The 25,678-nt window shown below is 70.3% G+C and carries 20 protein-coding genes and 2 pseudogenes; all 22 read right to left on the bottom strand.

Annotation, left to right across the window (positions count from 1 at the left end):
* Position 1: 1 nt before the first annotated feature.
* The 22 genes and pseudogenes from ACQ614_RS23135 to argS all read right to left on the bottom strand — a co-directional run bounded on the left by ACQ614_RS23135 (position 2) and on the right by argS (position 25,652).
* A complete protein-coding gene (locus ACQ614_RS23135) occupies positions 2–916 on the bottom strand; it encodes a F0F1 ATP synthase subunit gamma (protein WP_431680549.1) in 915 nt (304 codons plus the stop codon).
* A 33-nt stretch (positions 917–949) separates the two neighbouring features.
* On the bottom strand, positions 950–2,524 hold the full coding sequence (gene atpA / locus ACQ614_RS23130) for a F0F1 ATP synthase subunit alpha (protein WP_431680547.1): 1,575 nt from the start codon (positions 2,522–2,524) through the stop codon (positions 950–952).
* A 159-nt stretch (positions 2,525–2,683) separates the two neighbouring features.
* Positions 2,684–3,499, bottom strand: coding sequence for a F0F1 ATP synthase subunit delta (locus tag ACQ614_RS23125; RefSeq protein ID WP_431680545.1), 816 nt, complete (start codon positions 3,497–3,499; stop codon positions 2,684–2,686).
* Positions 3,496–4,050: a F0F1 ATP synthase subunit B gene (locus ACQ614_RS23120; protein WP_431680543.1), complete on the bottom strand. Its 555-nt coding sequence runs from the start codon at positions 4,048–4,050 to the stop codon at positions 3,496–3,498. Before ACQ614_RS23120 ends, ACQ614_RS23125 begins: the two co-directional genes overlap by 4 nt.
* Positions 4,051–4,092: 42 nt before the next feature.
* Positions 4,093–4,320, bottom strand: a complete 228-nt coding sequence (gene atpE / locus ACQ614_RS23115) for an ATP synthase F0 subunit C (protein WP_095873146.1) — start codon at positions 4,318–4,320, stop codon at positions 4,093–4,095.
* An 81-nt stretch (positions 4,321–4,401) separates the two neighbouring features.
* A complete protein-coding gene (gene atpB, locus ACQ614_RS23110) occupies positions 4,402–5,232 on the bottom strand; it encodes a F0F1 ATP synthase subunit A (RefSeq protein ID WP_363495116.1) in 831 nt (276 codons plus the stop codon).
* Between the two features lie 264 nt (positions 5,233–5,496).
* Complete coding sequence (locus ACQ614_RS23105; protein ID WP_431680541.1) at positions 5,497–5,928, bottom strand: hypothetical protein; 432 nt, start codon at positions 5,926–5,928, stop codon at positions 5,497–5,499.
* Between the two features lie 320 nt (positions 5,929–6,248).
* Positions 6,249–7,481: pseudogene (locus tag ACQ614_RS23100) on the bottom strand (MraY family glycosyltransferase); the annotation flags it as partial.
* A gap of 1,218 nt (positions 7,482–8,699) precedes the next feature.
* Positions 8,700–9,134 (bottom strand): annotated as a pseudogene (locus ACQ614_RS23095) (undecaprenyl/decaprenyl-phosphate alpha-N-acetylglucosaminyl 1-phosphate transferase); the annotation flags it as partial.
* A gap of 159 nt (positions 9,135–9,293) precedes the next feature.
* Positions 9,294–10,592, bottom strand: a complete 1,299-nt coding sequence (gene glyA, locus ACQ614_RS23090; protein ID WP_431680539.1) for a serine hydroxymethyltransferase — start codon at positions 10,590–10,592, stop codon at positions 9,294–9,296.
* Positions 10,593–10,827: 235 nt separating this feature from the next.
* The gene (locus ACQ614_RS23085) at positions 10,828–11,445 is read right to left on the bottom strand and encodes a protein-tyrosine-phosphatase (RefSeq protein ID WP_363495229.1); all 618 of its coding nucleotides are present in this window, start codon (positions 11,443–11,445) and stop codon (positions 10,828–10,830) included.
* Positions 11,446–11,513: 68 nt separating this feature from the next.
* The gene (locus ACQ614_RS23080) at positions 11,514–12,161 is read right to left on the bottom strand and encodes an L-threonylcarbamoyladenylate synthase (RefSeq protein WP_363495109.1); all 648 of its coding nucleotides are present in this window, start codon (positions 12,159–12,161) and stop codon (positions 11,514–11,516) included.
* Positions 12,162–12,269: 108 nt separating this feature from the next.
* Positions 12,270–13,136 (bottom strand): peptide chain release factor N(5)-glutamine methyltransferase, encoded by an 867-nt coding sequence (prmC, locus tag ACQ614_RS23075; protein ID WP_363495107.1) that lies wholly within the window; start codon positions 13,134–13,136, stop codon positions 12,270–12,272.
* A gap of 40 nt (positions 13,137–13,176) precedes the next feature.
* Positions 13,177–14,253 (bottom strand): peptide chain release factor 1, encoded by a 1,077-nt coding sequence (gene prfA / locus ACQ614_RS23070; protein WP_431680535.1) that lies wholly within the window; start codon positions 14,251–14,253, stop codon positions 13,177–13,179.
* Positions 14,254–14,400: 147 nt separating this feature from the next.
* On the bottom strand, positions 14,401–14,625 hold the full coding sequence (gene rpmE / locus ACQ614_RS23065) for a 50S ribosomal protein L31 (protein WP_263103648.1): 225 nt from the start codon (positions 14,623–14,625) through the stop codon (positions 14,401–14,403).
* Between the two features lie 121 nt (positions 14,626–14,746).
* Complete coding sequence (locus tag ACQ614_RS23060; RefSeq protein WP_431680533.1) at positions 14,747–15,883, bottom strand: LCP family protein; 1,137 nt, start codon at positions 15,881–15,883, stop codon at positions 14,747–14,749.
* Between the two features lie 215 nt (positions 15,884–16,098).
* Positions 16,099–18,177: a transcription termination factor Rho gene (gene rho, locus ACQ614_RS23055; RefSeq protein ID WP_431680530.1), complete on the bottom strand. Its 2,079-nt coding sequence runs from the start codon at positions 18,175–18,177 to the stop codon at positions 16,099–16,101.
* 559 nt (positions 18,178–18,736) lie between these two features.
* Positions 18,737–19,654: a homoserine kinase gene (thrB, locus tag ACQ614_RS23050; protein ID WP_363495100.1), complete on the bottom strand. Its 918-nt coding sequence runs from the start codon at positions 19,652–19,654 to the stop codon at positions 18,737–18,739.
* 323 nt (positions 19,655–19,977) lie between these two features.
* Positions 19,978–21,078, bottom strand: coding sequence for a threonine synthase (gene thrC / locus ACQ614_RS23045; protein ID WP_431680528.1), 1,101 nt, complete (start codon positions 21,076–21,078; stop codon positions 19,978–19,980).
* A gap of 6 nt (positions 21,079–21,084) precedes the next feature.
* Positions 21,085–22,374 (bottom strand): homoserine dehydrogenase, encoded by a 1,290-nt coding sequence (locus ACQ614_RS23040; RefSeq protein ID WP_431680526.1) that lies wholly within the window; start codon positions 22,372–22,374, stop codon positions 21,085–21,087.
* 129 nt (positions 22,375–22,503) lie between these two features.
* Positions 22,504–23,898: a diaminopimelate decarboxylase gene (gene lysA, locus ACQ614_RS23035; RefSeq protein WP_431680524.1), complete on the bottom strand. Its 1,395-nt coding sequence runs from the start codon at positions 23,896–23,898 to the stop codon at positions 22,504–22,506.
* A gap of 89 nt (positions 23,899–23,987) precedes the next feature.
* Entirely contained in the window at positions 23,988–25,652 is a 1,665-nt protein-coding gene (gene argS, locus ACQ614_RS23030; RefSeq protein ID WP_431680522.1) for an arginine--tRNA ligase, read from the bottom strand.
* Positions 25,653–25,678 lie beyond the last annotated feature (26 nt).

Genomic DNA, 25,678 nt, shown 5'->3' with positions numbered 1-25,678 from the left:
CTCATTCGCTCCCGCGGCTCGCGTCAGCGAGCGCGTTGGCGCCACCGACGATCTCGCTGATTTCCTGGGTGATCTCGGCCTGACGGGCCGAGTTGGCAAGCCGCGTGAGCGACTTGATGAGCTCTCCCGCGTTGTCGGTCGCGCTCTTCATCGCGCGCCGACGGGCGGCGTGCTCCGAAGCGGCCGACTGCAGCAGCGCGTTGTAGATCCGGCTCTCGACGTACCGCGGCAGCAGCGCGTCCAGTACGCCCTCCGCCGACGGCTCGAAGTCGTACAGCGGGAAGATCTCGTGCTTGGCCTTGGACTCGTCGCTGAGCTCGACCTCGTCCAGCTTCAGCGGCAGCAGTCGGGCGTCGACCGCCGTCTGCGTCAGCATCGACTCGAACTTCGTCGAGACCAGGTGGAGCTCGTCCACGCCGCCGGTCTCCGCGGTGAACGCCTCGATGAGGTCGCCCGCAACGGTCTTGGCGTCACCGTAGGTCGGCTTGTCCGAGAAGCCCGTCCACGACCCCGCAACCTCAAGGCTACGGAAGTTGTAGTACGAGACGCCCTTGCGGCCGACGATGTAGGTCACCACGTCCTTGCCCTCGTCGCGAAGCTTCGCGCTGAGCGCGATGGCCTGCTTGATGGCGTTGGTCGAGTAGCCGCCGGCCAGACCGCGGTCCGCCGTGATCAGCAGGACGGCGGCCCTGGTGGCCTGCGGGTTCTCGGTGGTGAGCGGGTGCTTGGCGTTGGACCGGGTGGCCACCGCCGTCACCGCCCGGGTGAGCTCATCGGCGTACGGAGTGGAGGCTGCCACCGCGCGCTGCGCCTTGACGATGCGCGACGCGGAGATCATCTCCATCGCCTTGGTGATCTTCTTCGTCGCGGTGACAGAGCGGATCCGGCGCTTGTAGACCCGAAGCTGTGCTCCCATTGGGTCGTTACGTCCTTTCCCTCGTTACCGGACTCAGGCCTGCTCGGACAGGAGCTTGCCGTCAGCCGTGGTGTAGCCCTGCTTGAAGCCCTCGATCGCGCTGGTCAGCGCGTCGATGGTGCCGTCCTCGAGCTTCTGGGTCTCGACGATGCCGGCGAGGATGCCCTTGTGCTCCAGGCGCAGGTGGTCCAGGAACTCGCGCTCGAAGCGGCGGATCTCGGCGACCGGGACGTCGTCCAGCTTGCCGGTGGTGCCGGCCCAGATGGAAACGACCTGCTCCTCGACCGGGAACGGCTGGTACTGGCCCTGCTTCAGCAGCTCGACCATGCGCGCACCGCGCTCCAGCTGGGCCTTGGAGGCCGGGTCCAGGTCGGAACCGAAGGCGGCGAACGCCTCCAGCTCGCGGTACTGGGCCAGGTCCAGGCGCAGACGGCCGGCGACCGACTTCATGGCCTTGATCTGGGCGGAGCCACCGACGCGGGAGACCGAGATGCCGACGTTCACGGCCGGGCGGATGCCGGCGTTGAACAGGTCGGACTCCAGGAAGCACTGGCCGTCGGTGATGGAGATGACGTTGGTCGGGATGTACGCCGAGACGTCGTTGGCCTTGGTCTCGATGATCGGCAGACCGGTCATCGAGCCGGCGCCCAGCTCGTCGGAGAGCTTGGCGCAGCGCTCCAGCAGGCGGGAGTGCAGGTAGAAGACGTCACCCGGGTAGGCCTCGCGGCCCGGCGGGCGGCGCAGCAGCAGGGAGACGGAGCGGTAGGCCTCGGCCTGCTTCGACAGGTCGTCGAAGATGATCAGGACGTGCTTGCCGTCGTACATCCACTCCTGGCCGATGGCGGAGCCGGTGTACGGGGCGAGGTACTTGAAGCCGGCCGGGTCGGAGGCGGGAGCAGCCACGATGGTGGTGTACTCCAGCGCGCCGGCCTCCTCCAGGGCGCCGCGGACGGACGCGATGGTGGAGCCCTTCTGGCCGATGGCGACGTAGATGCAGCGGACCTGCTTCTTCGGGTCGCCGGAGCGCCAGTTGTCGCGCTGGTTGATGATCGTGTCGATCGCGACCGCGGTCTTGCCGGTCTGGCGGTCGCCGATGATCAGCTGGCGCTGGCCGCGGCCGATCGGGGTCATCGCGTCGATGGCCTTGATGCCGGTCTGCATCGGCTCGTGGACCGACTTGCGGACCATGACGCCGGGGGCCTGCAGCTCCAGGGCGCGGCGGCCGGTGGAGGCGATCTCGCCCAGGCCGTCGATCGGGTTGCCCAGCGGGTCCACGACGCGGCCGAGGTAGCCCTCGCCGACCGGGACGGAGAGGACCTCGCCGGTGCGCTGCACCGTCTGGCCCTCCTCGATGCCCGAGAACTCACCGAGGATGACGACACCGATCTCGCGGGTGTCGAGGTTCAGCGCGAGGCCGAGGGTGCCGTCCTCGAACTTCAGCAGCTCGTTGGCCATGACCGAGGGGAGACCCTCGACCTTGGCGATACCGTCCATGGCCTCGGTGACCGTGCCGACCTCTTCACGCGAGGCGGCGTCCGGCTGGTACGACTGGACAAAGTCGGCCAGCGCGTCCCGGATCTCCTCCGGACGGATCGTAAGCTCCGCCATCAGGCTTCCCTGCTCTCCTAGTTTGCGATCCTCGGCCCGCCATTGAGGGCCGCAAGTGCTCGACTCTCGGCCGGGTCGGGGTGAACCGGCCGTACGTTTTGCCGGTCCACTCGGTGTGAACCGACGCCCGACCGAGGGTCGGATGATGCTCTTCTTCGGTCAGCCTTCGAGGCCCTGACGAGCGCCCTCGAGGCGGCTCGCCACCGTGCCGTCGATGACCTCGTCGCCGATCTGCACCTTCACGCCGCCGACGACCTCGGGGTCGACGTCGATGTTCAGGTGGACCTGCCTGCCGTACAGGCCGGCCAGGGCGGCGGACAGCCGCTCCTTCTGCCGGTCCGACAGCGGCACGGCGCTGGTGACCAGGGCCACCACGCGGCCGCGCCGGGCGGCAGCGAGCTTGGAGTAGGACTCGAGGCCCTGCTCCAGGCTACGGCCACGCGGGGCGGTGACCAGGGAGACGACCAGGCGGACGGTGCCCGCGTTGGCGCGGCCGCCGAGCAGCTTCTTGACCAGGGCCGCCTTGGCGGCGGCGTCGGCCTTGGGCTCGGTGAGCGCGGCGCGCAGCTCGTGGGAGCCCGCGACGACCCGGCCGAACCGGAACAGCTCGTCCTCGACGTCGTCGAGGGCGCCGGCCTTGTCGGCGGCGATGACCTCGGCGTACGCGGAGAGCTCCTCCACCGCGTCGACCAGGTCGCGCGCACCGGACCAGCGGGACCGGACGAGGCCGGAGACCAGGTCGACCGTCTCACCGGAGACCTGGCCCGACAGCAGCGTGCCGACGAACTGGGCCTTGTCCTGGCCCGACCGCGAGGGGTCGGTCAGCACGCGGCGCAGCGAGACCTCGCGGTCCAGCAGTGCCGTGACGGCGGCGAGCTCCTCGGCGAGCTTGGCCGCGTCCACCGAGGTGTTGTCGGTCAGGCTCTCGAGGTTCTCCCGGCCGGCGGCCAGGGCCTCACGGCTGGCGCCGATCACTTGGCACCCGCCGAGGAGGCGGCCTTGGCCTCGAGCTCGTCGAGGAAGCGGTCGATCACGCCGCTCTGCCGGGCGTGCTCCTCGAGGGACTCACCCACGATGCGGGACGCCAGCTGGGAGGCCAGCGAGCCCACGTCCTGGCGCAGGGCGGCAGTCGCCTGCTTCTTGTCGGCCTCGATCTGGGCGTGACCGGCGGCGACGACGGCCTCGCGCTGACGCTGGCCCTCCTCGCGCATCTCGGCCACCAGGGCAGCGCCCTGCTCACGGGCGTGCTCGGTGATCCGAGCGGCCTCGTGACGCGCCTCGGCGAGCTCGGCGCGGTACTGCTCCAGCAGGGCCTGGGCCTCGGCCTGAGCAGCCTCCGCACGCTCCATGCCGCCCTCGATGGCGTCACGACGCTCCTGCAGCACCTTCTCGATGCTGGGGAGGAGCTTCTTGCCGAGGAAGCCGAAGACGATGAAGAAGCAGAGCAGGCCGATGATGACCTCGGGCCACGCGGGAAGGAGCGGGTTCATCTGCTCCTCTTCCGCGAGGAAGACCACGGGGTTCATATCTGAACCTTTCGTCGAAACGGGCTACCGGTGTGCCGGAAATTACTTGCCGAACACGAACGGCATGACGATGCCGATGAGCGCGAGCGCCTCGGTCAGCGCGAAGCCGATGAACATGTTGGAGCGGATCAGGCCGGCAGCCTCGGGCTGACGGGCCATCGCCTGCACGCCGTTACCGAAGATCAGACCGACACCGATGCCGGGGCCGATCGCGGCGAGGCCGTAGCCGACGGAAGCGATGGAACCGGTGACCTCAGCGAGAGCGGACATCTCAGCTAATCCTTTGCGGGATGGAATACCGGTGGGTGTTGGCCACCGGGAGTTCGGGGGCGCAGCCTGGGGCTGCGGTGCTCAGTGCGCCTCTTCGAGGGCACCGGCGATGTAGCTGCTGGCGAGCATCACGAAGATGTAGGCCTGCAGGAACTGGACCAGCAGCTCGAAGGCGGTGAGGCCGACGGCCACCACGAAGGAGGCGCTGCCGTAGAGGGCGCCGAGGCTCGGGCTGAGCAGGTACCAGGAGGCGACCGAGAACATGACGATCAGCAGGTGGCCGGCGAACATGTTCGCGAAGGCTCGGACCGCCAGGGTGAAGGGGCGGACGAAGATGTTCGAGAAGAACTCGATCGGCACCAGGATGAACATGACCCAGCCGGGGATGCCGGACGGCCAGCAGAGGTTCTTCAGACCGCCGACGAAGCCGTGCTTCTGGAAGGTCAGGCCCATGTAGGTCAGCCACACGACGAGCGCGAGGCCGGCCGGGTACGCGATGCGCGCCGTCACCGGGAACTGGGCGAAGGGGATGATGGACATGATGTTCATCACCCAGACGAAGAAGAACATCGAGACCAGCATCGGGACGTACTTCTCGCCCTTCTTGCCGATCGTCTCCAGCACGATGCTGCGCTTGACGAAGTCGTAGCCGATCTCGCCGACGAGCTGCAGCTTGCCGGGGAGCAGCTTCGGCTTGGCGAAGGCGGCCCAGAAGAAGGCGACCACCAGCAGGGCCACGATGATCGACAGGAGCATCGGCTTGGTGAAGTCGACGCTGCCGATGGTGAAGATCGGCTTGAAGTCGAACTCGTTCAGGCCAGGAGCGGGGAACCCGCAGCCAGCGTCACTGAAGTGGCAACTGCCAGAGGCGAGCAGCGCGGATTCAGTACCCACCACGGACTCCTTCGTCATGACGCATGGTTACGGCAACCTCGGTGTGTCGGCGCGGCGCGGGGCCACGGAGCGGCACTGGAACTTGTTGGATTTCTCGCGGACCCTGCACGGCGCGTATCCCTGCCGCGGGATCTTCGAAGACTTCGGGGAGTCGGGGGGCGATCCGTCCGATGATCGGAGAGACCCGGCCACATCTCGTACTCCGCCGTTGGGACGGACGATAGCAGCCCGTCAGGAGGGCATAAACACCGCCCCCCTCGCGAGGGGGACAGCCCGCCCCACTCACGGTTGACGCCCCGATTTGGGCTTGTCGTCCCGGGATTCGGGGTCGACGTAGTAGATCTTGGCCTTCATCGCACCGCGCACCTGGAAGCCCGTCCAGATCAGCGCGCAGCCGAGCAGCGTGAAGCCGAAGACCTTGGTGTCGAAGAGGGTGGTGTGCTTGAACACCGCCAGGACGACCGCGACCAGCAGGATCTGCGTCGTGTAGACGAGCAGCGCGGCTGCCATCATGATCTGCGGGTTGTTCCTGGTGAGCCGGTCGAGTGCGACCTGGCCGAAGCTGAAGAACGCCATCACCAGCAGCGTTGCGAAGACTGCGCCGATCAGTCCCTTGGCCCCCACGACCGCGAAGGCGATCACAGCGGCAATCAGGCCGGCGACCGCAGTGGGGATTGCGGCGCCTCGGATGATCCGGGCGTCGTGGGACGGCATGTCGGCAACTCCGGCGGCATGTCGGCAACGGGGGACTGGCATTTGGGGGTGTGCGGCGGTGACACCGCACCGGGAACCACAGCCGCAGGCCGGCCGCTGGACGGCGAGCCCGTCGAGGAGACCGACCGGGGGCGGGAGGACTCCACCCGTCAGGTCTTTCGGCGTGCTCTCGGTACTCGTGAACGGTATCACAAACTATTTGATGAGAGCTTTACCATGAACGTGTGGCACCTGTCACACCAATGGCCCAAGGGTGCCGCCGACCGGGTGAGCCCTCCCCGCGGGGATCTTGACGGAACGTCAGCCGTCCGTGGAGGGTGTCAGCCCTTGGCCCGGCTGCGCGGGCCGACCGCGGTGGCACCGCTGCCGATCCGGCTGAGCAGCGCCTTGTCCTTGGCGGAGAGCTCGGCCATCGCGGGGGCCCCGGTCTCCGCCTCCTCGGCGGCGGGTTCCGCGGCCGCGGCGGCCTCCACGGCGGCGGCCGGATCGGCGACGGGCTCCTCCGCCCGGCCCTTGCGGTAGCGGGGCGGCACGATGGCCTGCACGGCCCGCGGGGCGTGCGGGCGGAAGCGCGGCATCAGCAGCACCACCAGGCCGACCAGGCAGAGCCCGGCGAAGGCCAGCACCACGGTGCGGCCGGTGTTGGCGACCGAGAAGGCCACCGTGCCGAAGGCGATCAGCGCGGCCCAGAAGTACATGATCAGCACGGCCCGGCTGTGCGAGTGGCCCACCTGGAGCAGCCGGTGGTGCAGGTGCTGCTTGTCGGCGGCGAACGGCGACTTCCCGGCCCAGGTGCGGCGGACGACGGCGAGCAGCAGGTCGGCCAGCGGCAGTGCGATGACGGTCAGCGGCAGCAGCAGCGGGATGTAGATCGGCACCAGGGCGTGGACGGTGGCGGTCTGCGACCCGGTGACGGCGGTGACCAGGTCGGGGTCCACGCGGCCGGTGATCGAGATGGCGGCGACGGCCAGCATCAGGCCGAGCATCATCGAGCCGGAGTCGCCCATGAAGATCCGGGCGGGGTGCAGGTTGTGCGGCAGGAAGCCCAGGCACATGCCGATGAGGACGGCGCTGAACAGCACGGCGGGCGCGGCGTCGTTGACCCCGTAGCCGATCCACAGCCGGTACGAGTAGAGGAAGAACGCCATCGCGGCGATGCAGACCATGCCGGCCGCGAGGCCGTCCAGGCCGTCGATGAAGTTCACCGCGTTGACCATGACGACGACCAGCGCGACGGAGATGATCATGCCCTGGGTCGGGGTGACGGCGACCGGGCCGACGCCGGGCACCGGGATCGAGATGACCGTCACGCCCTGCCAGACCATGACGCCGGCGGCGATCATCTGGCCGCCCAGCTTCACCAGGGCGTCGACGCCCCACTTGTCGTCCAGCACGCCCAGGATCCACATGATCCCGGCGCCGGCGAGCAGAGCCCGGATGTCCGCGCTCTGGATGAACAGCCGACCGATGTTGGTCAATTGGGAGGCGACCAGCAGGCCCGCGCAGAGCCCGCCGAACATCGCGATGCCGCCGAGCCGGGGGGTGGGCTCGCGGCGGCGAGAGAGAGAGAGAGAGAGAGAGAGAGAGAGAGAGAGAGAGAGGGGGGGAGAGAGAGAGAGAGAGAGAGAGAGAGGGGGGGGGAGAGAGGGGGGGGGGGGGGGGGAGAGGGGGAGAGAGGGGGGGGGGGGGGGGGGGAGAGGGGGAAAAAAAAAAAAAAAAAAAAAAAAAAAAAAAAAAAAAAAAAAAAAAAAAAAAAAAAAAAAAAAAAAAAAAAAAAAAAAAAAAAAAAAAAAAAAAAAAAAAAAAAAAAAAAAAAAAAAAAAAAAAAAAAAAAAAAAAAAAAGAGAGAGAGAGAGAGAGAGAGAGAGAGAGAGAGAGAGAGAGAGAGAGAGAGAGAGAGAGAGAGAGAGAGAGAGAGAGAGAGAGAGAGAGAGAGAGAGAGAGAGAGAGAGAGAGAGAGAGAGAGAGAGAGAGAGAGAGAGAGAGAGAGAGAGAGAGAGAGAGAGAGAGAGAGAGAGAGAGAGAGAGAGAGAGAGAGAGAGAGAGAGAGAGAGAGAGAGAGAGAGAGAGAGAGAGAGAGAGAGAGAGAGAGAGAGAGAGAGAGAGAGAGAGAGAGAGAGAGAGAGAGAGAGAGAGAGAGAGAGAGAGAGAGAGAGAGAGAGAGAGAGAGAGAGAGAGAGAGAGAGAGAGAGAGAGAGAGAGAGAGAGAGAGAGAGAGAGAGAGAGAGAGAGAGAGAGAGAGAGAGAGAGAGAGAGAGAGAGAGAGAGAGAGAGAGAGAGAGAGAGAGAGAGAGAGAGAGAGAGAGAGAGAGAGAGAGAGAGAGAGAGAGAGAGAGAGAGAGAGAGAGAGAGAGAGAGAGAGAGAGAGAGAGAGAGAGAGAGAGAGAGAGAGAGAGAGAGAGAGAGAGAGAGAGAGAGAGAGAGAGAGAGAGAGAGAGAGAGAGAGAGAGAGAGAGAGAGAGAGAGAGAGAGAGAGAGAGAGAGAGAGAGAGAGAGAGAGAGAGAGAGAGAGAGAGAGAGAGAGAGAGAGAGAGAGAGAGAGAGAGAGAGAGAGAGAGAGAGAGAGAGAGAGAGAGAGAGAGAGAGAGAGAGAGAGAGAGAGAGAGAGAGAGAGAGAGAGAGAGAGAGAGAGAGAGAGAGAGAGAGAGAGAGAGAGAGAGAGAGAGAGAGAGAGAGAGAGAGAGAGAGAGAGAGAGAGAGAGAGAGAGAGAGAGAGAGAGAGAGAGAGAGAGAGAGAGAGAGAGAGAGAGAGAGAGAGAGAGAGAGAGAGAGAGAGAGAGAGAGAGAGGGGTGACGGCGACCGGGCCGACGCCGGGCACCGGGATCGAGATGACCGTCACGCCCTGCCAGACCATGACGCCGGCGGCGATCATCTGGCCGCCCAGCTTCACCAGGGCGTCGACGCCCCACTTGTCGTCCAGCACGCCCAGGATCCACATGATCCCGGCGCCGGCGAGCAGAGCCCGGATGTCCGCGCTCTGGATGAACAGCCGACCGATGTTGGTCAATTGGGAGGCGACCAGCAGGCCCGCGCAGAGCCCGCCGAACATCGCGATGCCGCCGAGCCGGGGGGTGGGCTCGCGGTGCACGTCACGCGCCCGCACCGCGGGCATGGCACCCGCCGCGATCGCGAACTTCCGCACCGGGCTGACCAGCAGGTACGTCACCGCCGCCGTGACGAAGAGCACCAGCAGATACTCACGCACCACTGGCCTCCTGCATCACGGTCCGACGGATGAGTACGGAGCGTACTCCCGGGAGAGTTCGGGGTTCGAGGTGCGTCGCCACGGTCACACCTTATTGAGTCGGACGAGAAGTGTGTGCACCGCGGTTCTCCTCCACGGCCCGCCGGCTCCCTGTGCGGCTCAGCGGCGGCCCGCGAACTCCCTGGCCAGCGCGCGCACCCGCTCGGAGATCCGGGGCTGCGGCCCGCTCCGCAGCAGGTCGCCGATCAGCCCCCCGACCTCGGCGAGCTCGGCCGGCCCCATGCCCTGGGCGGCCGCGGCGCCGGTGCCCAGCCGGATGCCGGAGGCCTCGGCGGCCGGTGCGGGGTCGAACGGCAGCGCGCACTTGCCGAGCATCAGCCCGGCCGCCGCACAGCGCCGCTCGGCCTCGATGCCGCTCACACCGAGCGGGCTGACGTCGGCGGTGACCAGATGGGTGTCGGTGCCGCCGGTCATCGGCCGCACACCGTGCTCGGCCAGCGCCCCGGCAAGGGCCCGGGCGCCGTCGACGGCCCGCCGCACGTACGCCGCGAAGCCCTCGCCGGAGGCCTCGGCGAGCGCCACCGCCTTGCCGGCCACCTCGTTCATGGCGGCCCCGCCCTGGGTGAACGGGAAGACCGCGCGGTCCACCCGGTCGGCGAGCTCCACCGTGCACAGCAGCATGCCGCCGCGCGGCCCGCGCAGCAGCTTGTGGGTGGCGGCGACGGTGACGTCCGCGTACGGCACCGGGGAGGGCGCCAGGCCCGCCGCGACCAGCCCGGTGATCTGCGCGGCCGAGGCGATCAGGTAGGCGTCGACGTCGTCGGCGACCGTGCGGAAGCCCTCCCAGTCGACGTGCCGCGGGTAGGAGATGCCGCCGGCGATGATCGCCTTGGGGCGGTGCCGGCGGGCGAGGTCGCGGACCTGCTCCATGTCGATCCGGCCGTCCTCCTCGCGCACGCCGTAGCCGACGAACTCGAACCACCGGCCGGAGAAGTTGGACCGCGAACCGCAGCTGAGGTGGCCGCCGTGCTCCAGCGACATCGCGAGCACCGTGTCGCCGGGCCGCAGCAGCGCCGCGTAGGCCGCGAGCATCGCCGAAGTCGCCGACCTGGGCTGGACGTTGGCGTGCGGGGCGGCGAACAGCTGGCGGGCCCGGTCGACCGCGAGCAGCTCCGCGGTGTCGGCCAGCGCGCAGCCGGTGTGGTGGCGGCGGCCCGGGTAGCCCTCGGCGTACTTGTCGATCAGCGGCCCGCCGAGTGCGGCCAGCACGGCCGGGCTGGTGACGTTCTCGCCCGCCAGCAGCTGGAGGCTCTCCGCCCGCCGCTCGGCCTCGGCGGACAGCAGGTCGGCCAGCAGCGGATCGGCCCTGCGGAGCGCCTCCGAGGCCTCCCAGTGCCGCCCGCCGGCGGGGGGAGCGTCGGTCTCGGTCGGGCCGTGCACGGTGGGGGTGACGGACATGGCGCAGCTCCCGGAAGCGGCGGTCAGATCCCTCCAGCGTAGGTCGGGGCCGTCTGGGCGGCCCGTCCGCGCGCGGCGGCGTGCCGCCGTCAGGGATGCTGCACTCTGCGAGCACCCGGCATGCACGGTTTCTCCACCCTATCCCCCACAATCCCCCACGGCCGCCGCACGCCCCACAGGGCCCGCGGACGCCGCACACGCCCACCCCGTCCCCGTACGCCCCGCAGGACGCCGCTCAGAGGCGTCCGTGCACCCCGGTCAGGGCGGTCACCACGGGGTCGAGGGCGTCGAATATCTCCTCGCCGCAGTTGCGGAACATGCCGATCGGCGCACCGTACGGGTCGTCCACCTCGTCCGACTCCGGCGAGGACGCCAGCAGCCAGCCGCGCAGCGCGGCGGCGGCCCGCACCAGGGCGCGGGCCCGCTCGGGCAGCTGCACGCCGCCGCGCGGGTCGGGCAGGGTGCCGGGGTCGATCCGGCGCACCAGCCGGGTGAACTCCTTGAGCGTGAAGGTGCGCAGGCCCGCCGCGTGGCCCATGGAGATCACCTGGGCGCGGTGGTCGAGGGTCGCGGTGAGCACCAGGTCGGCGTCGATCACGTGCTCGTCCAGCAGCTCGCGGCCGGCGAAGCCGGCGCTGTCCACGCCGTACTCGCCGAGCACGGTGGCGGCGTGCGCCTCCATCGGGGCGCCCTCGTGGCCCCAGGTGCCGGCGCTCTCCACCACGAAGCGGCGGGAGGCGGCGCCGAGCCTGGCGTCCAGCTCGTGCCGGGTGAGCCGCTCGGCGATCGGCGAGCGGCACACGTTCCCGGTGCAGACGAAGAGGATGCGGAAGGTGTCGGCCGGACGCGGCACGGCCGCCCGGTACGGGGCGGCCGCGAACCGGGCCGGGCCGGGGCCCGCGGCGTACAGCGACGCAGCGGTCAACTGCCGGCCTCCAGGTCCGGGACGACCTCCCTCAGCTGCTCGACGCTGATCGCGCCCGCCCGCAGCACGACGGGGGTCTTGCCGGTGACGTCGACGATGGTGGAGGCCGTGGCGTGGTCCGCGCGGCCGCCGTCCAGGTAGACCGAGACGGCGTCGCCGAGCTGGCCCTGCGCCTCGTCGCAGGTCGCGGGCGAGGGGCCGCCGGTCTTGTTGGCGCTGGAGACGGCGAGCGGTCCGGTGGTGTTCAGCAGCTCCAGGGCGACCGGGTGCAGCGGCATCCGCACGGCGACGGTGCCGCGGGTCTCGCCGAGGTCCCAGCGCAGCGAGGGCTGGTGCCGGGCGACCAGGGTCAGCCCGCCCGGCCAGAAGGCGTCGACGAGCTCCCAGGCCTGCTCGGAGAAGTCGGTGACCAGGCCGTGCAGGGTGGTCGGGGAGCCGACGAGGACCGGGGAGGGCATGTTGCGGCCGCGTCCCTTGGCGTCCAGCAGGGCACCCACCGCCTCCGGGGAGAAGGCGTCGGCGCCGATGCCGTACAGGGTGTCGGTCGGCATCACGACCAGCTCGCCGCGGCGGATCGCCGAGGCGGCCTCGCGCAGCCCGGTGGCGCGGTCCCCGGTATCGGCACAGTCGTAGCGGCGGCTCATCGGTGCGGTCCCCTTCCGAAGTTCACGGCGAAGTCACGAAGTCACGAGATCACTGGCCGGCCGGCCCCGCGGCGCCGTTCGGGCCGCGGTGCACCGGGTCGGCCTGCTTCACAGCGACGCCCGGCGGGCGGTCGTGAAGCGCGGACGGTTGTTGAGGTCGCGGTGGTCGGCGGCGTCCGTCCAGCCGCCGTCCTCGTTGAAGATCCACGGCACCTGGCCGCCCTGGGTGTCGGCGTGCTCCACGACGACCGCGCCGCCGGGGCGCAGCAGCCGGGCGGCGACCCGCTCGATGCCGCGGATGGCGTGGAGGCCGTCCTCGCCGGAGAACAGCGACATCTGCGGGTCGTGGTCGCGGGCCTCGGGCGCCACGTACTCCCACTCGGTGAGCGGGATGTAGGGCGGGTTGCTGATGACCAGGTCGAAGCGGCCGTCCCAGGCGTGCTCGCCCTCGAAGGCGCGGGTGGCGTCGCCCTCGTGCAGGACGACCCGGGCGCGGTCGGGGCTGGCGGCCACGTTGCGGCGGGTGTAGGCGAGCGCGCCCTCGTCCAGCTCGAAGGCGTGCACGGTGGAGCGCGGCAGCTCCTGGGCGAGGGCGAGCGCGATGGCGCCCGAGCCGGTGCACAGGTCGACGACCAGCGGCTCGGCGACGTCCATGTCGCGGACGGCGTTTATGGCCCACTCGACGACCGTCTCGGTCTCCGGCCTGGGCACGAAGACGCCGGGGCCGACCTCGAGCTCCAGGTAGCGGAAGAACGCCCGTCCGGTGATGTGCTGGAGCGGCTCACGGGCCTCGCGACGGGAGACGGCCTCCCAGTACCGGGCGTCGAAGTCGGCGTCCGGCACGGTGTGCAGCTGGCTGCGCTTGACGCCGTGGATGTGCGCCGCGAGTTCCTCGGCGTCGAAGCGCGGCGACGGCACACCGGCCGCGGCCAACCGCTGGGTGGCCTGCGCCACCTCGGCGAGCAGCAGGTTCATCCGATCACACCTCTGACTTCTCGGACGACGGGCTCGGTACTCAGTTCTCCTGGGCGGCTGCCAGCTTGGCCGCTGCATCGGCGTCCACGCAGGACTGGATCACCGCGGCCAGGTCGCCGTCCAGCACCTGGTCCAGGTTGTAGGACTTGAAGCCGGTGCGGTGGTCGGAGATGCGGTTCTCCGGGAAGTTGTAGGTGCGGATGCGCTCGGAGCGGTCCACGGTGCGGACCTGGCTGCGGCGGGCGTCGGAGGCCTCCCGCTCGGCCTCCTCCTGGGCCGCCGCCAGCAGGCGCGAGCGCAGGATGCGCATCGCCTGCTCCTTGTTCTGCAGCTGGCTCTTCTCGTTCTGGCAGGAGGCCACGATACCGGTCGGCAGGTGGGTGATCCGGACGGCCGAGTCGGTGGTGTTCACGGACTGGCCGCCGGGGCCGGACGAGCGGTAGACGTCGATCCGCAGGTCGTTGGCGTGGATCTCGACCTCGACCTCCTCGGCCTCGGGGGTGACCAGCACGCCCGCGGCGGAGGTGTGGATGCGGCCCTGCGACTCGGTGGCCGGCACGCGCTGCACGCGGTGCACACCGCCCTCGTACTTCAGCCGGGCCCAGACGCCCTGGCCGGGCTCGGTACCGCCCCTGGTCTTCACGGCGACGGAGACGTCCTTGTAGCCGCCGAGGTCGGACTCGTTGGAGTCGATGACCTCGGTCTTCCAGCCGATCCGCTCGGCGAAGCGCAGGTACATCCGGAGCAGGTCGCCGGCGAAGAGCGCGGACTCCTCGCCGCCCTCGCCCGCCTTGATCTCCAGGATGACGTCCTTGTCGTCGCTCGGGTCCCGCGGGACGAGCAGCAGCCGCAGCTCCTCGGTGAGCTCCTCGCGGCGGGCCTCGGCGGCCTTCGCCTCGGCGAGGAACTCGGGGTCCTCCGCGGCGAGCTCGCGGGCGGCCTCGATGTCCTCGCCGGTCTGCTTCCAGGCGCGGTAGGTGCGGGTGATGGGGGTCAGCTCCGCGTAGCGCTTGGCCAGCTTGCGGGCGTTCGCCTGGTCGGCGTGGACGGACGGATCGGCCAGCCTCGTCTCGAGGTCGGCGTGCTCGACGAGGAGCTCTTCGACTGCCTCGAACATGGGGTGGGCCTACTTCCCGTGGGTACCGGTGGGGCGAGAGGGGTGGTCCGGCCGCCGAGCGGCGGCGCGGACCGGGGAGATGCGAACGGCGCCGGCCCGACGCCCCCGCGGATGCGCGGGGACGCCGAGACCGGCGCCGTGGAAGCGCTAGGCCTTGCCGCCGCTGTGCTTCTTGCCGAAGCGAGCCTCGAAGCGGGCCACGCGGCCACCGGTGTCCATGATCTTCTGCTTACCGGTGTAGAACGGGTGGCACGCCGAGCAGACCTCGGCGCGGATCTCGCCGCTGGTCTCGGTCGAGCGGGTGGTGAACTCGTTACCGCAGGTGCAGGTCACCTTGGTCACGACGTACTCGGGGTGAACGTTGGCCTTCAAGGGTCTCTCCTAGGTTTCGGGAGGGCACCGGGTCGGCGGCAGGCAGCCGCGCGTGAACCGGGACCGACGGACCAGTGTGCCAGCACCGGCCGTGTCTTCCCAAACCGGGAGGCGGCCCCGGCTATTCCCGGCCGGCGACACCGGCCGGGGTGCGGCTCGCGGTGGCGCCCGGGGTGCGGGCCGCGGCGCCGGCCGAGGGGCTGGGCGTGCTGTCGGCCGGGTTGGAGGGCTGGATGCTGACCACCGACTGCGGCACCGAACCGTCGGCCTGCAGGGCCGCCCACAGCTGCGTGGCCTGCGGCGAACGCGGCACGACCCGGTTCGGGTCCGCGGGGGCGGAGACCACGGGCAGCGTCACCATCGTCATCTGCTCCGGCCCGATGCCCTTGAGGGTGTTGGCCAGGCCGACCAGGGCGCTGACCGAGGCGAGGTCGGAGTCCGTGGTCATCGAGCGGGTGAGCTTGTCGGCGATCGACCACAGGTGGGCCGGGTTGGAGGTGAGCCCCAGCGCACCGACCTGCTTCATGATCGACTTAACCATCTGCTGCTGCAGCTCGATCCGGCCGAGGTCGCTGCCGTTGCCGACGCCGTGCCGGGTTCGGACGAAGGCCAGCGCCTGCGCGCCGCTCAGGTGGTGGTCGCCGGCCGCCAGGTACAGACCGCTGTCGCGGTCGGAGATGTCGACGGTGGTGGTGACGTCCACCCCGCCGATCGCGTCGATCAGGCTCGCGAAGCCCGCGAAGTCCACCTCGACGAAGTGGTCCATCCGCAGCCCGGTGAGCTGCTCGGTGGTCTTCACCGCGCAGGCGGGCCCGCCGACCTCGTACGCGGAGTTGAACATGGCGCTGCGCAGGGCCGGGGTGGACCTGCCGTCCGGGCCGGTGCAGGCGGGGCGGGCGACCAGGGTGTCGCGCGGGATGCTGATCACCGAGGCGGCGGTGTGCTCGCGGTTGACGTGGACCACCATCGCGGTGTCCGAGCGGGCGGTGTCGCCGACGGCGCCGCCCGCCAGCGAGCCGTTGGCGCCGGCCCGGGAGTCCGAGCCGAGCACGAGGATGTTGAAGGCGCCGCCGACGGAGGCGGGCGGACGCCCGGGGCCGAGCTGGGTGTCGATGTCGACGCTGCGGATGTTGCCGTTCAGCTTCCAGTAGGCGTAGCCGGCGGCACCCGCACCCGCCAGGAGCAGCCCGACGGCGGTGAAGACCGCGATGTGCAGCACGCGGCGACGCCTGCTGCGGGGTTTGCGCTGGTCGGACATCCCCTCCCCTTTCTGCTCGAACGGGGCTTTTCGAGCATAAGGGAATCGGGGGTCCGCCGATCGGCGGGCGATCCGGGGACGGCCGGACCCGGGGTGCGTCTTCAAAGGTCGTGGGCGACCCGTCAGGGGTCGGCGGGCAGCACCGGCGCAGAAAAAAGGGCGAGGCCCCCACCGCGGATGCGGTGCGGGGCCTCGCCCTGCGGCGCGGGGCCGGATCAGTCGCCGGAACCGGGAGTGGTCTTGGCGATCTGCATCAGGAACTCGGCGTTGCTCTTGGTCTGCTTCATCTTGTCCAGGAGCAGCTCGATGGCCTGCTGCGAGTCGAGCGCGTGCAGCACCCGGCGGAGCTTCCAGACGATCGCCAGCTCCTCGTTGCCGAGCAGGATCTCCTCCTTGCGGGTGGAGGACGCGTCGACGTCCACCGCCGGGAAGATCCGCTTGTCGGAGAGCTTGCGGTCGAGCTTGAGCTCCATGTTGCCGGTGCCCTTGAACTCCTCGAAGACCACCTCGTCGGCGCGGGAGCCGGTCTCCACCAGGGCGGTGGCGAGGATGGTCAGCGAGCCGCCGTTCTCGATGTTGCGCGCGGCGCCGAAGAACTTCTTCGGCGGGTAGAGCGCGGTCGAGTCGACACCGCCGGACAGGATGCGGCCGGAGGCGGGCGCCGCCAGGTTGTAGGCACGGCCCAGGCGGGTGATGGAGTCCAGCAGGATCACCACGTCGTGGCCCAGCTCCACCAGGCGCTTGGCCCGCTCGATGGCGAGCTCGGCGACGGTGGTGTGGTCCTCGGCCGGGCGGTCGAAGGTCGAGGAGATGACCTCGCCCTTCACCGACCGCTGCATGTCGGTGACCTCTTCCGGACGCTCGTCGACCAGGACGACCATCAGGTGGCACTCGGGGTTGTTGTGGGTGATCGCGTTGGCGATCGCCTGCATGATCATCGTCTTGCCGGTCTTCGGCGGGGCGACGATCAGACCGCGCTGGCCCTTGCCGATGGGCGACACCAGGTCGATGATCCGGGTCGTCAGCACGCCCGGGTCGGTCTCCAGGCGCAGCCGCTCCTGCGGGTACAGCGGGGTCAGCTTGCCGAACTCGGGGCGGTTGCGGGCACCGTCCGGGTCCATGCCGTTGACCGAGTCGAGGCGGACCATCGCGTTGAACTTCTCGCGGCGCTCGCCGTCGCGGGGCTGGCGCACCGCACCGGTGATGGCGTCGCCCTTGCGCAGGCCGTGCTTGCGCACCTGGGCGAGCGAGACGTAGACGTCGTTCTGGCCCGGCAGGTAGCCGGAGGTCCGGACGAACGCGTAGTTGTCGAGGATGTCGAGGATGCCCGCGACCGGGATGAGGACGTCGTCCTCGCCGATCTGCGGCTCGGCGGTGCCGCCGCCCTCGAAGCCCTCGCGGCGGCCGCGGCCCCGGCGGTCGCGGTAGCGGCCGCGGCGGCCGCGCCGGCCGTCGCCGAACTCGTCGTCGTCGTAGCCGCCGGCCTGCTGCTGCCCGGCGGGCTGGCCCTGCCGGCCGGCCTGGCTGTCCTGCTGGGTGCCGGCCTGCTGCTGGCCGCCCTGGCGCTCGGCCCGGTCGCGGTCGCGGCGGTTGCGGCGGTCGCGGCGGGACTCGCGGGACTCGCCGTCCTGCGCCTCGGCGGCCTCGGTGCGCTCGCCGACCTCGCGGCGGTCGCGCCGGTCACGGCGGTCGCGGCGCTCGGCGGTGCGGCCCTCGCCCTCGGCGGTGCGGGGCTCGGCCGTCCTGGCCTCGGCCTTGGCCTCGGCGACGACGGTGCCGGCGGGCTCCGCGGCCTCGGCGGTGGGGGCGCCGGCGGCGGAGGTGGCGCGGCGGCGGGTGCGCTCGGCACGGGCCGGGGCGGCCTCCGCGGCGGCCTGGACCGGGATCTCGATCTGGGCCTGCGGCTGCTCCGCGGCCGCAGCCGCAGCGGCGGCGGTGGCGCGGGTGCGGCGGGCCGGCTTCTCCTCGGCGGGGGCGGCGGCGGGCGCCTCCTCGGCCTTGGCGGCGGTCTTGGCAGCGGTGCGCTTGGCGGCCGGGGCGGGCGCGGTGCCGCCGGCGAGCAGCGGGTCCCCGCCGCTCTTCTCCTTGATCGCCTCGATGAGCTGGCTCTTGCGCATGCGTCCGGTACCGCTGATTCCGAGGCCCGTGGCGAGCTTCTGGAGCTCGGCCAGGACCAGGCCGTCGAGGCCTGCGGCGGCGCTGCGACGGCGCCTGGCCGGGGCCGCGGGGGCGGCGGCTGCGTCCGACGCATCTGCGTCCGGGCGCGCGCCCATCAGATCGGTGGTGTCGCTCACTAAGGGTCCTTCCCTGGAGCGGACGTCGGCCTGTCTGGCTCGGCGACCGGTTGTGCTGTCCTGACCAACGCCGAATCACGCTGGTCCGAGGCGGTTGTCCCCCCGAAAGGACGAGCCGATCGGGAGAAGCGATGCGAAGTGCGGTGCACTGTGGTGCGAAGTGGCGCGGTGGGCCGGTCTCGTGCCGGCCTCGCTGCCTGTTTGGTTCCCGGGCCCCCGTCGCGTGGCGGTACCTCGGGCTCCGCCCGCCCGTGCCTCAGTGGGGAGGCCGCGGGTGGGAGTCAGGTGCCGTCACGGCTTCGGGATGCGCCGCAGTCGCGCATGCAGGCTGCGTACGCGCTGTGGTGGGCTCCCGGAAAATCGTGGTCCCGTCCTTCCGGACCCTGCAGGTGCGGACACTGCCAACCTGAAGGGGCGGGATCGGGACGTGGCGCACCGAGCCCCGGAGGACGTCTGGTGCAGCAATGAGGTTAACACTACAGACCCCCTGACACATTCCCCAGCCCTGTTCTTGTCAATCGTGTCCGTTCCCGCGGTTGTGGCCGCGTGCTGCTCCGGCTCACACGTCGAGCGGCAGTACACACGCACCGGTACGGTCCAACTCCAGCCGGTGGGCGGCGAACTCGGGCCCGGCGAGGCCGAGCACCTTGTCGGCGGACGCCTCGTCGGCGAGCGCCAGCACGGTGGGGCCCGCACCGGAGATCACGGCGGGGACGCCCTGCGCACGCAGCACGGCCACCAGGGCGGCGCTGTCGGGCATCGCGGAGGCGCGGTAGTCCTGGTGCAGGCGGTCCTCGGTGGCCGTGAGCAGCAGCTCGGGACGGCGGGTGAGGGCCTCGACGAGCAGCGCGGCGCGGCCGGCGTTGACGGCCGCGTCGGCCAGCGGGACGGTCTTGGGCAGCAGGCCGCGGGCGGTCTCGGTGAGCACCTCGGTGGCGGGCACGAAGACCAGCGGGACGACCTGGTCGGACGGGTCGAGCACGATGGTGCGGGCGCCGTCCTCGGCCGTCCAGGCCACCGTGAAGTTGCCGCGCAGGCAGGCCGCGACGTTGTCCGGGTGGCCCTCCAGTTCGGAGGCGAGGGCGAGCAGGGCGTCGTCGTCCAGGGCGGAGGCCCCGCCGATGGTGACCGCGCGGGCGGCGACGATCCCGGCGCAGATGGCGGCCGAGGAGCTTCCGAGGCCGCGGCCGTGCGGTATCCGGTTGGCGCAGACGACCTCGAGGCCGCGCGGCTGGCCGCCGAGGCGGTCGAAGGCGGCCCGCATGGAGCGGACGACCAGGTGGCGCTCGTCGCGGGGCAGGCTGTCGGAGCCCTCGCCGGCGATGTCCACCGAGAGCCCGGAGTCGGCGACCCGGACGACGATGTCGTCGTAGAGACCCAGGGCGAGTCCGAAGGCGTCGAAGCCGGGGCCGAGGTTGGCGCTGGTCGCGGGGACCCGGACCCGGACGGCGGCGGCACGGAACGCAGGACCGGCCATGCGGTGGACTCTCCTGGGGAATGAGGGCTGCCCGACGGATGGGGCCAGCGGTGGTACGACGGCGGGGCCCTGGACTCCAGAGACCCGGCGGTGCGGGAATTCGCGCATCATGCGCCTCCCGACGGAACCAGCCTATCGAAGACAGGTTCCACAGCGGTACACCCTGCTCGGCACCGATCTGCCGTGTTGCCGTTCGTGGCCGGAAACCGTACGGAAATCAGCCGGGAAATCAGCGCTGAATCAACACGTAAGTGTCATGGCGGGACGGCCGCGGGCCGACCCCCGAAAGGGTCGGCCCGCGGTGCGCGTCGGCTGAGCCGCCGTCAGTCGAGCAGTCCGAGGCGCCGCGCGGCGGACTCGGCGTCGACCGGGACGATCTCGGGGCGCTGCGGGGCGCCGGCCACGGCCCAGTCCGGGTCCTTGAGGCCGTTGCCGGTGACGGTGCAGACGATCCGCTGGCCCGGGTCGACCAGCCCGGCCTCGGCCTTGGCCAGCAGGCCGGCCACGCCGGAGGCCGAGGAGGGCTCCACGAAGACGCCCTCACGCGAGGCCAACAGCCGGTATGCGGACAGGATCTGACGGTCGGTCACCTTGTCGATGAGGCCGCCCGACTCGTCCCGCGCGGCGATGGCGAACTCCCACGAGGCGGGGTTGCCGATCCGGATCGCGGTGGCGATGGTCTGCGGGGAGCGGACGGGGGCGCCGTCCACGATCGGGGCCGAACCGGCCGCCTGGAAGCCCCACATGCGCGGGGTGCGGGTGGCCAGGCCGTCCGCGGCGTACTCCCGGTACCCCTTCCAGTACGCGGTGATGTTGCCCGCGTTGCCGACCGGCAGGACGTGGATGTCGGGGGCGTCACCGAGCATGTCGACGATCTCGAAGGCGGCGGTCTTCTGACCCTCGATCCGCACCGGGTTCACCGAATTGACCAGCGCCACCGGGTACTTCTCGGACAGCTCGCGGGCGAGCGTGAGGCAGTCGTCGAAGTTGCCGTCCACCTGCAGGATCTGGGCGCCGTGGATGATGGCCTGGCCCATCTTGCCGAGCGCGATCTTGCCCTGCGGCACCAGGACGGCCGGCACCATGCCGGCCCGCACCGCGTAGGCGGCGGCGGAGGCCGAGGTGTTGCCGGTGGAGGCGCAGATGACCGCCTGGGCACCCTCCTCCTTCGCCTTGGAGATGGCCATCGTCATGCCGCGGTCCTTGAAGGACCCGGTGGGGTTGGCGCCCTCGACCTTGAGGTAGACGTCGCAGCCGGTGCGCTCGGACAGCACCCGGGCCGGGACGAGCGGCGTGCCACCCTCCAGCAGGGTCACCACCGGGGTGGCGTCGGTGACCGGAAGCCGGTCGCGGTACTCCTCGATGAGGCCGCGCCACTGGTGGGTACGGGCGCCGCTCGCTCTGCTCTCGGCGATCGCGTTCATGATCGGTTACTCCCCTTCGACCCGCATGATGCTGGCCACGTCGCGCACGCTGTCCAGCGCGCGGAGCTTGTCGACCGTCGCCGACAGCGCGGCGTCGGTGGCGCGGTGGGTGACCACGACGAGCGAGGCGTCGCCGTCGCGGCCCTGCTGGCGCACGGTGTCGATGGAGACGCCGTGCTCGGCGAAGACGGACGCGACCTGGGCCAGCACGCCCGCGCGGTCGTCGACGTCCAGGCTGACGTGGTAGCGGGTGACGACCTCGTCCATCGGCTTGGCCGGCAGCTTGGTGTACACCGAGTCGCCCGGACCGGTGGCACCGGCCAGCTTGTTGCGGCAGACCGCGACCAGGTCGCCGAGGACGGCGGAGGCGGTCGGCGAACCGCCGGCGCCCGGGCCGTAGAACATCAGCCGGCCGGCCGCCTCGGACTCCACGAACACCGCGTTGTACGCCTCGCGGACGGAGGCCAGCGGGTGGGTCAGCGGGATCATCGCGGGGTGGACGCGGGCGGTCACCGACTCGCCGTCGGCGGCGCGCTCACAGATCGCCAGCAGCTTGACCACGCAGCCCATCTGCTTGGCGGAGGCGATGTCCGCGGCGGTCACCTCGGTGATGCCCTCGCGGTACACCTCGGCGGCGGTGACCCGGGTGTGGAAGGCGATCCCGGCCAGGATGGCGGCCTTCGCGGCGGCGTCGAAGCCCTCGACGTCCGCGGTGGGGTCGGCCTCGGCGTAGCCCAGCGCGGTGGCCTCCTCCAGCGCCTCGGAGTACCCGGCGCCGGTGGAGTCCATCTTGTCGAGGATGAAGTTGGTGGTGCCGTTGACGATGCCCAGCACCCGGTTGACCTTGTCGCCGGCCAGCGACTCGCGCAGCGGGCGGATCAGCGGGATCGCACCGGCCACGGCGGCCTCGTAGTACAGGTCGACGCCCGCGGCGGCGGCCTTCTCGTGCAGCTCGGCGCCGTCCTGGGCGAGCAGCGCCTTGTTGGCGGAGACCACCGAGGCGCCGTTCGCGAAGGCGGACAGGATGTGCTGTTTGGACGGCTCGATGCCGCCGACCACCTCGACCACCACGTCGATGTCGCCCCGGTTGACCAGGGCCTCCGCGTCGGTGGTGATGAGGTGTTCGGGCACTCCGGGGCGCGGCCCGGCCCGGCGCACGGCGATCCCGGCGAGTTCGACCGGTGCGCCGATCCGCGCGGCGAGGTCGTCGGCCGTCGTCGTCATGATGCGCGCCACCTCGGAGCCCACCACACCACAGCCCAGCAACGCCACCTTCAGCGGGCGCGTACGCATCATCCGACTCCGCTCTGCATTCTCGGTCTCCGTCGGGCAATTCCCCTTGCCCGACGGTATTCGGTCTCTACCAGTCTCCGGGACTTTCCGCACAGATCTACGGCCGGTCCATGATCTGAGACAAGAATTTCGTCAGCCGATATCGAGGCGCAGGAGATCCTCCTCCGTCTCGCGCCTGACGATCACCCGGGCCGCGCCGTCGACGACGGCGACCACGGGAGGCTTGAGTGCGTGGTTGTAGTTGCTGGCCATCGACCGGCAGTACGCGCCGGTGGCCGGCACCGCGATCAGGTCGCCGGGGGCCAGGTCGGCCGGCAGGAAGGCGTCCCGGACCACGATGTCGCCGGACTCGCAGTGCTTGCCCACCACGCGGACCAGCATCGGCTCGGCGTCGCTGCTGCGCGAGACCAGCGCCACGGAGTACTCGGCGTCGTACAGCGCGGTGCGGATGTTGTCGGACATGCCGCCGTCCACGCTGACGTAGGTGCGCAGGCCCTCCAGCGGCTTGACGGTGCCCACCTCGTACAGGGTGAACGCGGTCGGGCCGACGATCGCGCGGCCGGGCTCGACGGAGAGCCGCGGGGTGCTCAGCTGTGCGGCGGCGCACTCGCGGCGGACGATCTCCGCCAGTGCGGCGGCGATCTCGGCCGGCTCGCGCGGGTCGTCCTCGCTGGTGTACGCGATGCCGAGGCCGCCGCCGAGGTCGATCTCGGGCAGCTCGATGCCGTGCTCGTCGCGGATCTGCGCGAGCAGGCCGACCACCCGGCGGGCCGCGACCTCGAAGCCGGCGGTGTCGAAGATCTGCGAGCCGATGTGCGAGTGGATGCCGCGCAGCTCCAGGCTCTCCGGGTGGGCCAGCACCCGGCGCACCGCCTCCGCGGCGGCGCCGCCGTTCAGCGACAGGCCGAACTTCTGGTCCTCGTGCGCTGTGGCGATGAACTCGTGGGTGTGCGCCTCGACGCCCACCGTGATCCGGATCAGCACCGGCTGCCGGACGCCCTGCCGCTCGGCGACCGCCGCGAGCCGCTCGATCTCCTCGTAGGAGTCGACGACGACGTGGCCGACCCCGGCCTTCACCGCCTGCTCCAGCTCGTGCACCGACTTGTTGTTGCCGTGCAGCGCGAGGCGCTCCCCCGGCATGCCCGCGGCCAGCGCGACGGCCAGCTCGCCGCCGCTGCACACGTCGAGGTTCAGGCCCTCCTCGTGCAGCCAGCGGACGACCGCCTTGGAGAGGAAGGCCTTTCCGGCGTAGTAGACGTCCGCGTCGGTCCCGAAGGCGTCCCGCCAGGCGCGGGCGCGGGCCCGGAAGTCCGCCTCGTCCATGACGTACGCCGGGGTGCCGAACTCCGCCGCCAGCGCCTTCACGTCGAGGCCGCCGACGGTGACGGTGCCGTCCTCGGCGCGAGCGACGGTCTTCGACCAGACCTTGGGGTCGAGCGCGTTCAGGTCGGCCGGCGGGGCCTGGTAGTGGCCCTCGGGCAGCACGTCGCCGTGGCGGGGGCCTGCGGGGTGGGCGGAGCGGCTCATCTGTGGCTACTTCCTTGGCTTATGACGAGGGGCGGCGAACGGTCTCCGTCGACCGTCCGCCGCCCCCGCTGTGCGCATGGGGGTCGTGCTTACATCCGCTCGGGGGCGGATACGCCGAGCAGCGTCAGGCCGTTGGCCACCACCGTTCGGGCGGCGTCGGCCAGCCAGAGCCGGGCGCGCGTGAGGTCCGTGACCTCCTCGTCGCCCTTGGGCAGGATCTGGCAGTGGTCGTAGAACCGGTGGTACTTGCGGGCCACGTCGTCCTCCAGGTACCGGGCGACGTGGTGCGGCTCGCGGAGCTCGCCGGCCTTGGCGAGCACCCGCGGGAAGTCCGCGAGGGCGCCGAGCAGGTCGGACTCCCACTCGGTCGTGAGGAGCTCCGGTTTGAAGTCCTCGGCCGAGCCCTTGGTGATGCCCATGGAGTCGGCCTTGCGGGCGACACCGCACATCCGGGTGTGCGCGTACTGGATGTAGTAGACCGGGTTCTCGGCCGTCTGGCTGGTCAGCACGTTGATGTCGAGCGTGATCGTGGAGTCCGTGGAGGACCGCGCCAGGGTGTAGCGGGCCGCGTCCACGCCGATCCAGTCCACCACGTCGTCGATGGTGATGATGTTGCCGGCCCGCTTGGACATGCGGACCTCCTGGCCGTCGCGAAGCATCTTCACGAACTGGCCGATCTTCACCTCGATGTTGCGGTCCTTGTCGTCGCCCGCGCAGGCCGCGATGGCCTTGAGGCGGTTGACGTAGCCGTGGTGGTCGGCGCCCAGCATGTAGACGGAGACCTCGGCACCGCGGTCCCGCTTGCTCAGGTAGTAGGCGGCGTCGGCGGCGAAGTAGGTGGTCTCGCCGTCGGCCTTGATCAGGACGCGGTCCTTGTCGTCGCCGAAGTCCGTGGTGCGCAACCAGATGGCGCCGTCCTGGTCGAAGACGTGGCCCTGCTCGCGCAGCCGGTCGATGGCCTGGCCGACGGCGCCCGAGTCGTGCAGCGACTTCTCGGAGAACCACACGTCGAAGTGCGTGCCGAACTCCTCCATCGACCGCTTGATCTCGGCGACCATGAGCGCGAGGCCCTCGGCGCGGAAGACCTTCAGCTGCTCGTCCTCGGGCAGGTCGAGCACGCCGGGCACGCCGTCGGTGATCGCCTTGGCGATGTCGACGATGTACTCGCCGACGTAGCCGTCGGCCGGCACCGGGCGGCCGTTCGCGGCGGCCTGCAGCGAGGCGGCGAACTTGGAGATCTGCACGCCGGCGTCGTTGAGGTAGTACTCGGTGGTCACGTCCGCGCCGGTCGCGCGCAGGATCCGGGCCAGGGAGTCGCCGACGGCCGCCCAGCGGACGCCGCCGATGTGGATCGGGCCGGTCGGGTTCGCCGAGACGAACTCCAGGTTGATCTTCAGGCCCTTGAGCGCCTCGTTCCGGCCGTACGCCGGGCCGGCCTCCACGATGGTGCGGGCGAGCTCGCCCTGGGAGGCGGCGTCGAGGGTGATGTTCAGGAAACCCGGACCGGCGATGTCGACCTTCGCGACGCCGGTGGTCTCTCGCAGGCGGGCGGCCAGCAGTTCCGCAACGGCTCGCGGCGGCATACCGGCCGGCTTCGCGAGCTGGAGGGCCACGTTGGTGGCGTAGTCGCCGTGGTCCCTGTTCTTGGGCCGCTCGACCGTCACGTGCTCGGGCACGGCGACGGCCAGCTCGCCCGCCTCGACGGCGGCGCTCACTGCGGCCTGGACTGCCTGGGAAAGCTCTGCGGGTGTCACGACGCCAAGCGTAGGCGAGACGGGGT

The organism is Kitasatospora dryopteridis (assembly GCF_050749075.1).
In the GTDB taxonomy this organism is placed as follows: Bacteria; Actinomycetota; Actinomycetes; order Streptomycetales; family Streptomycetaceae; genus Kitasatospora.
The sequence above is the reverse complement of the archived record's forward strand: the minus strand, read 5'-3'. Positions and strand labels throughout refer to the sequence as shown.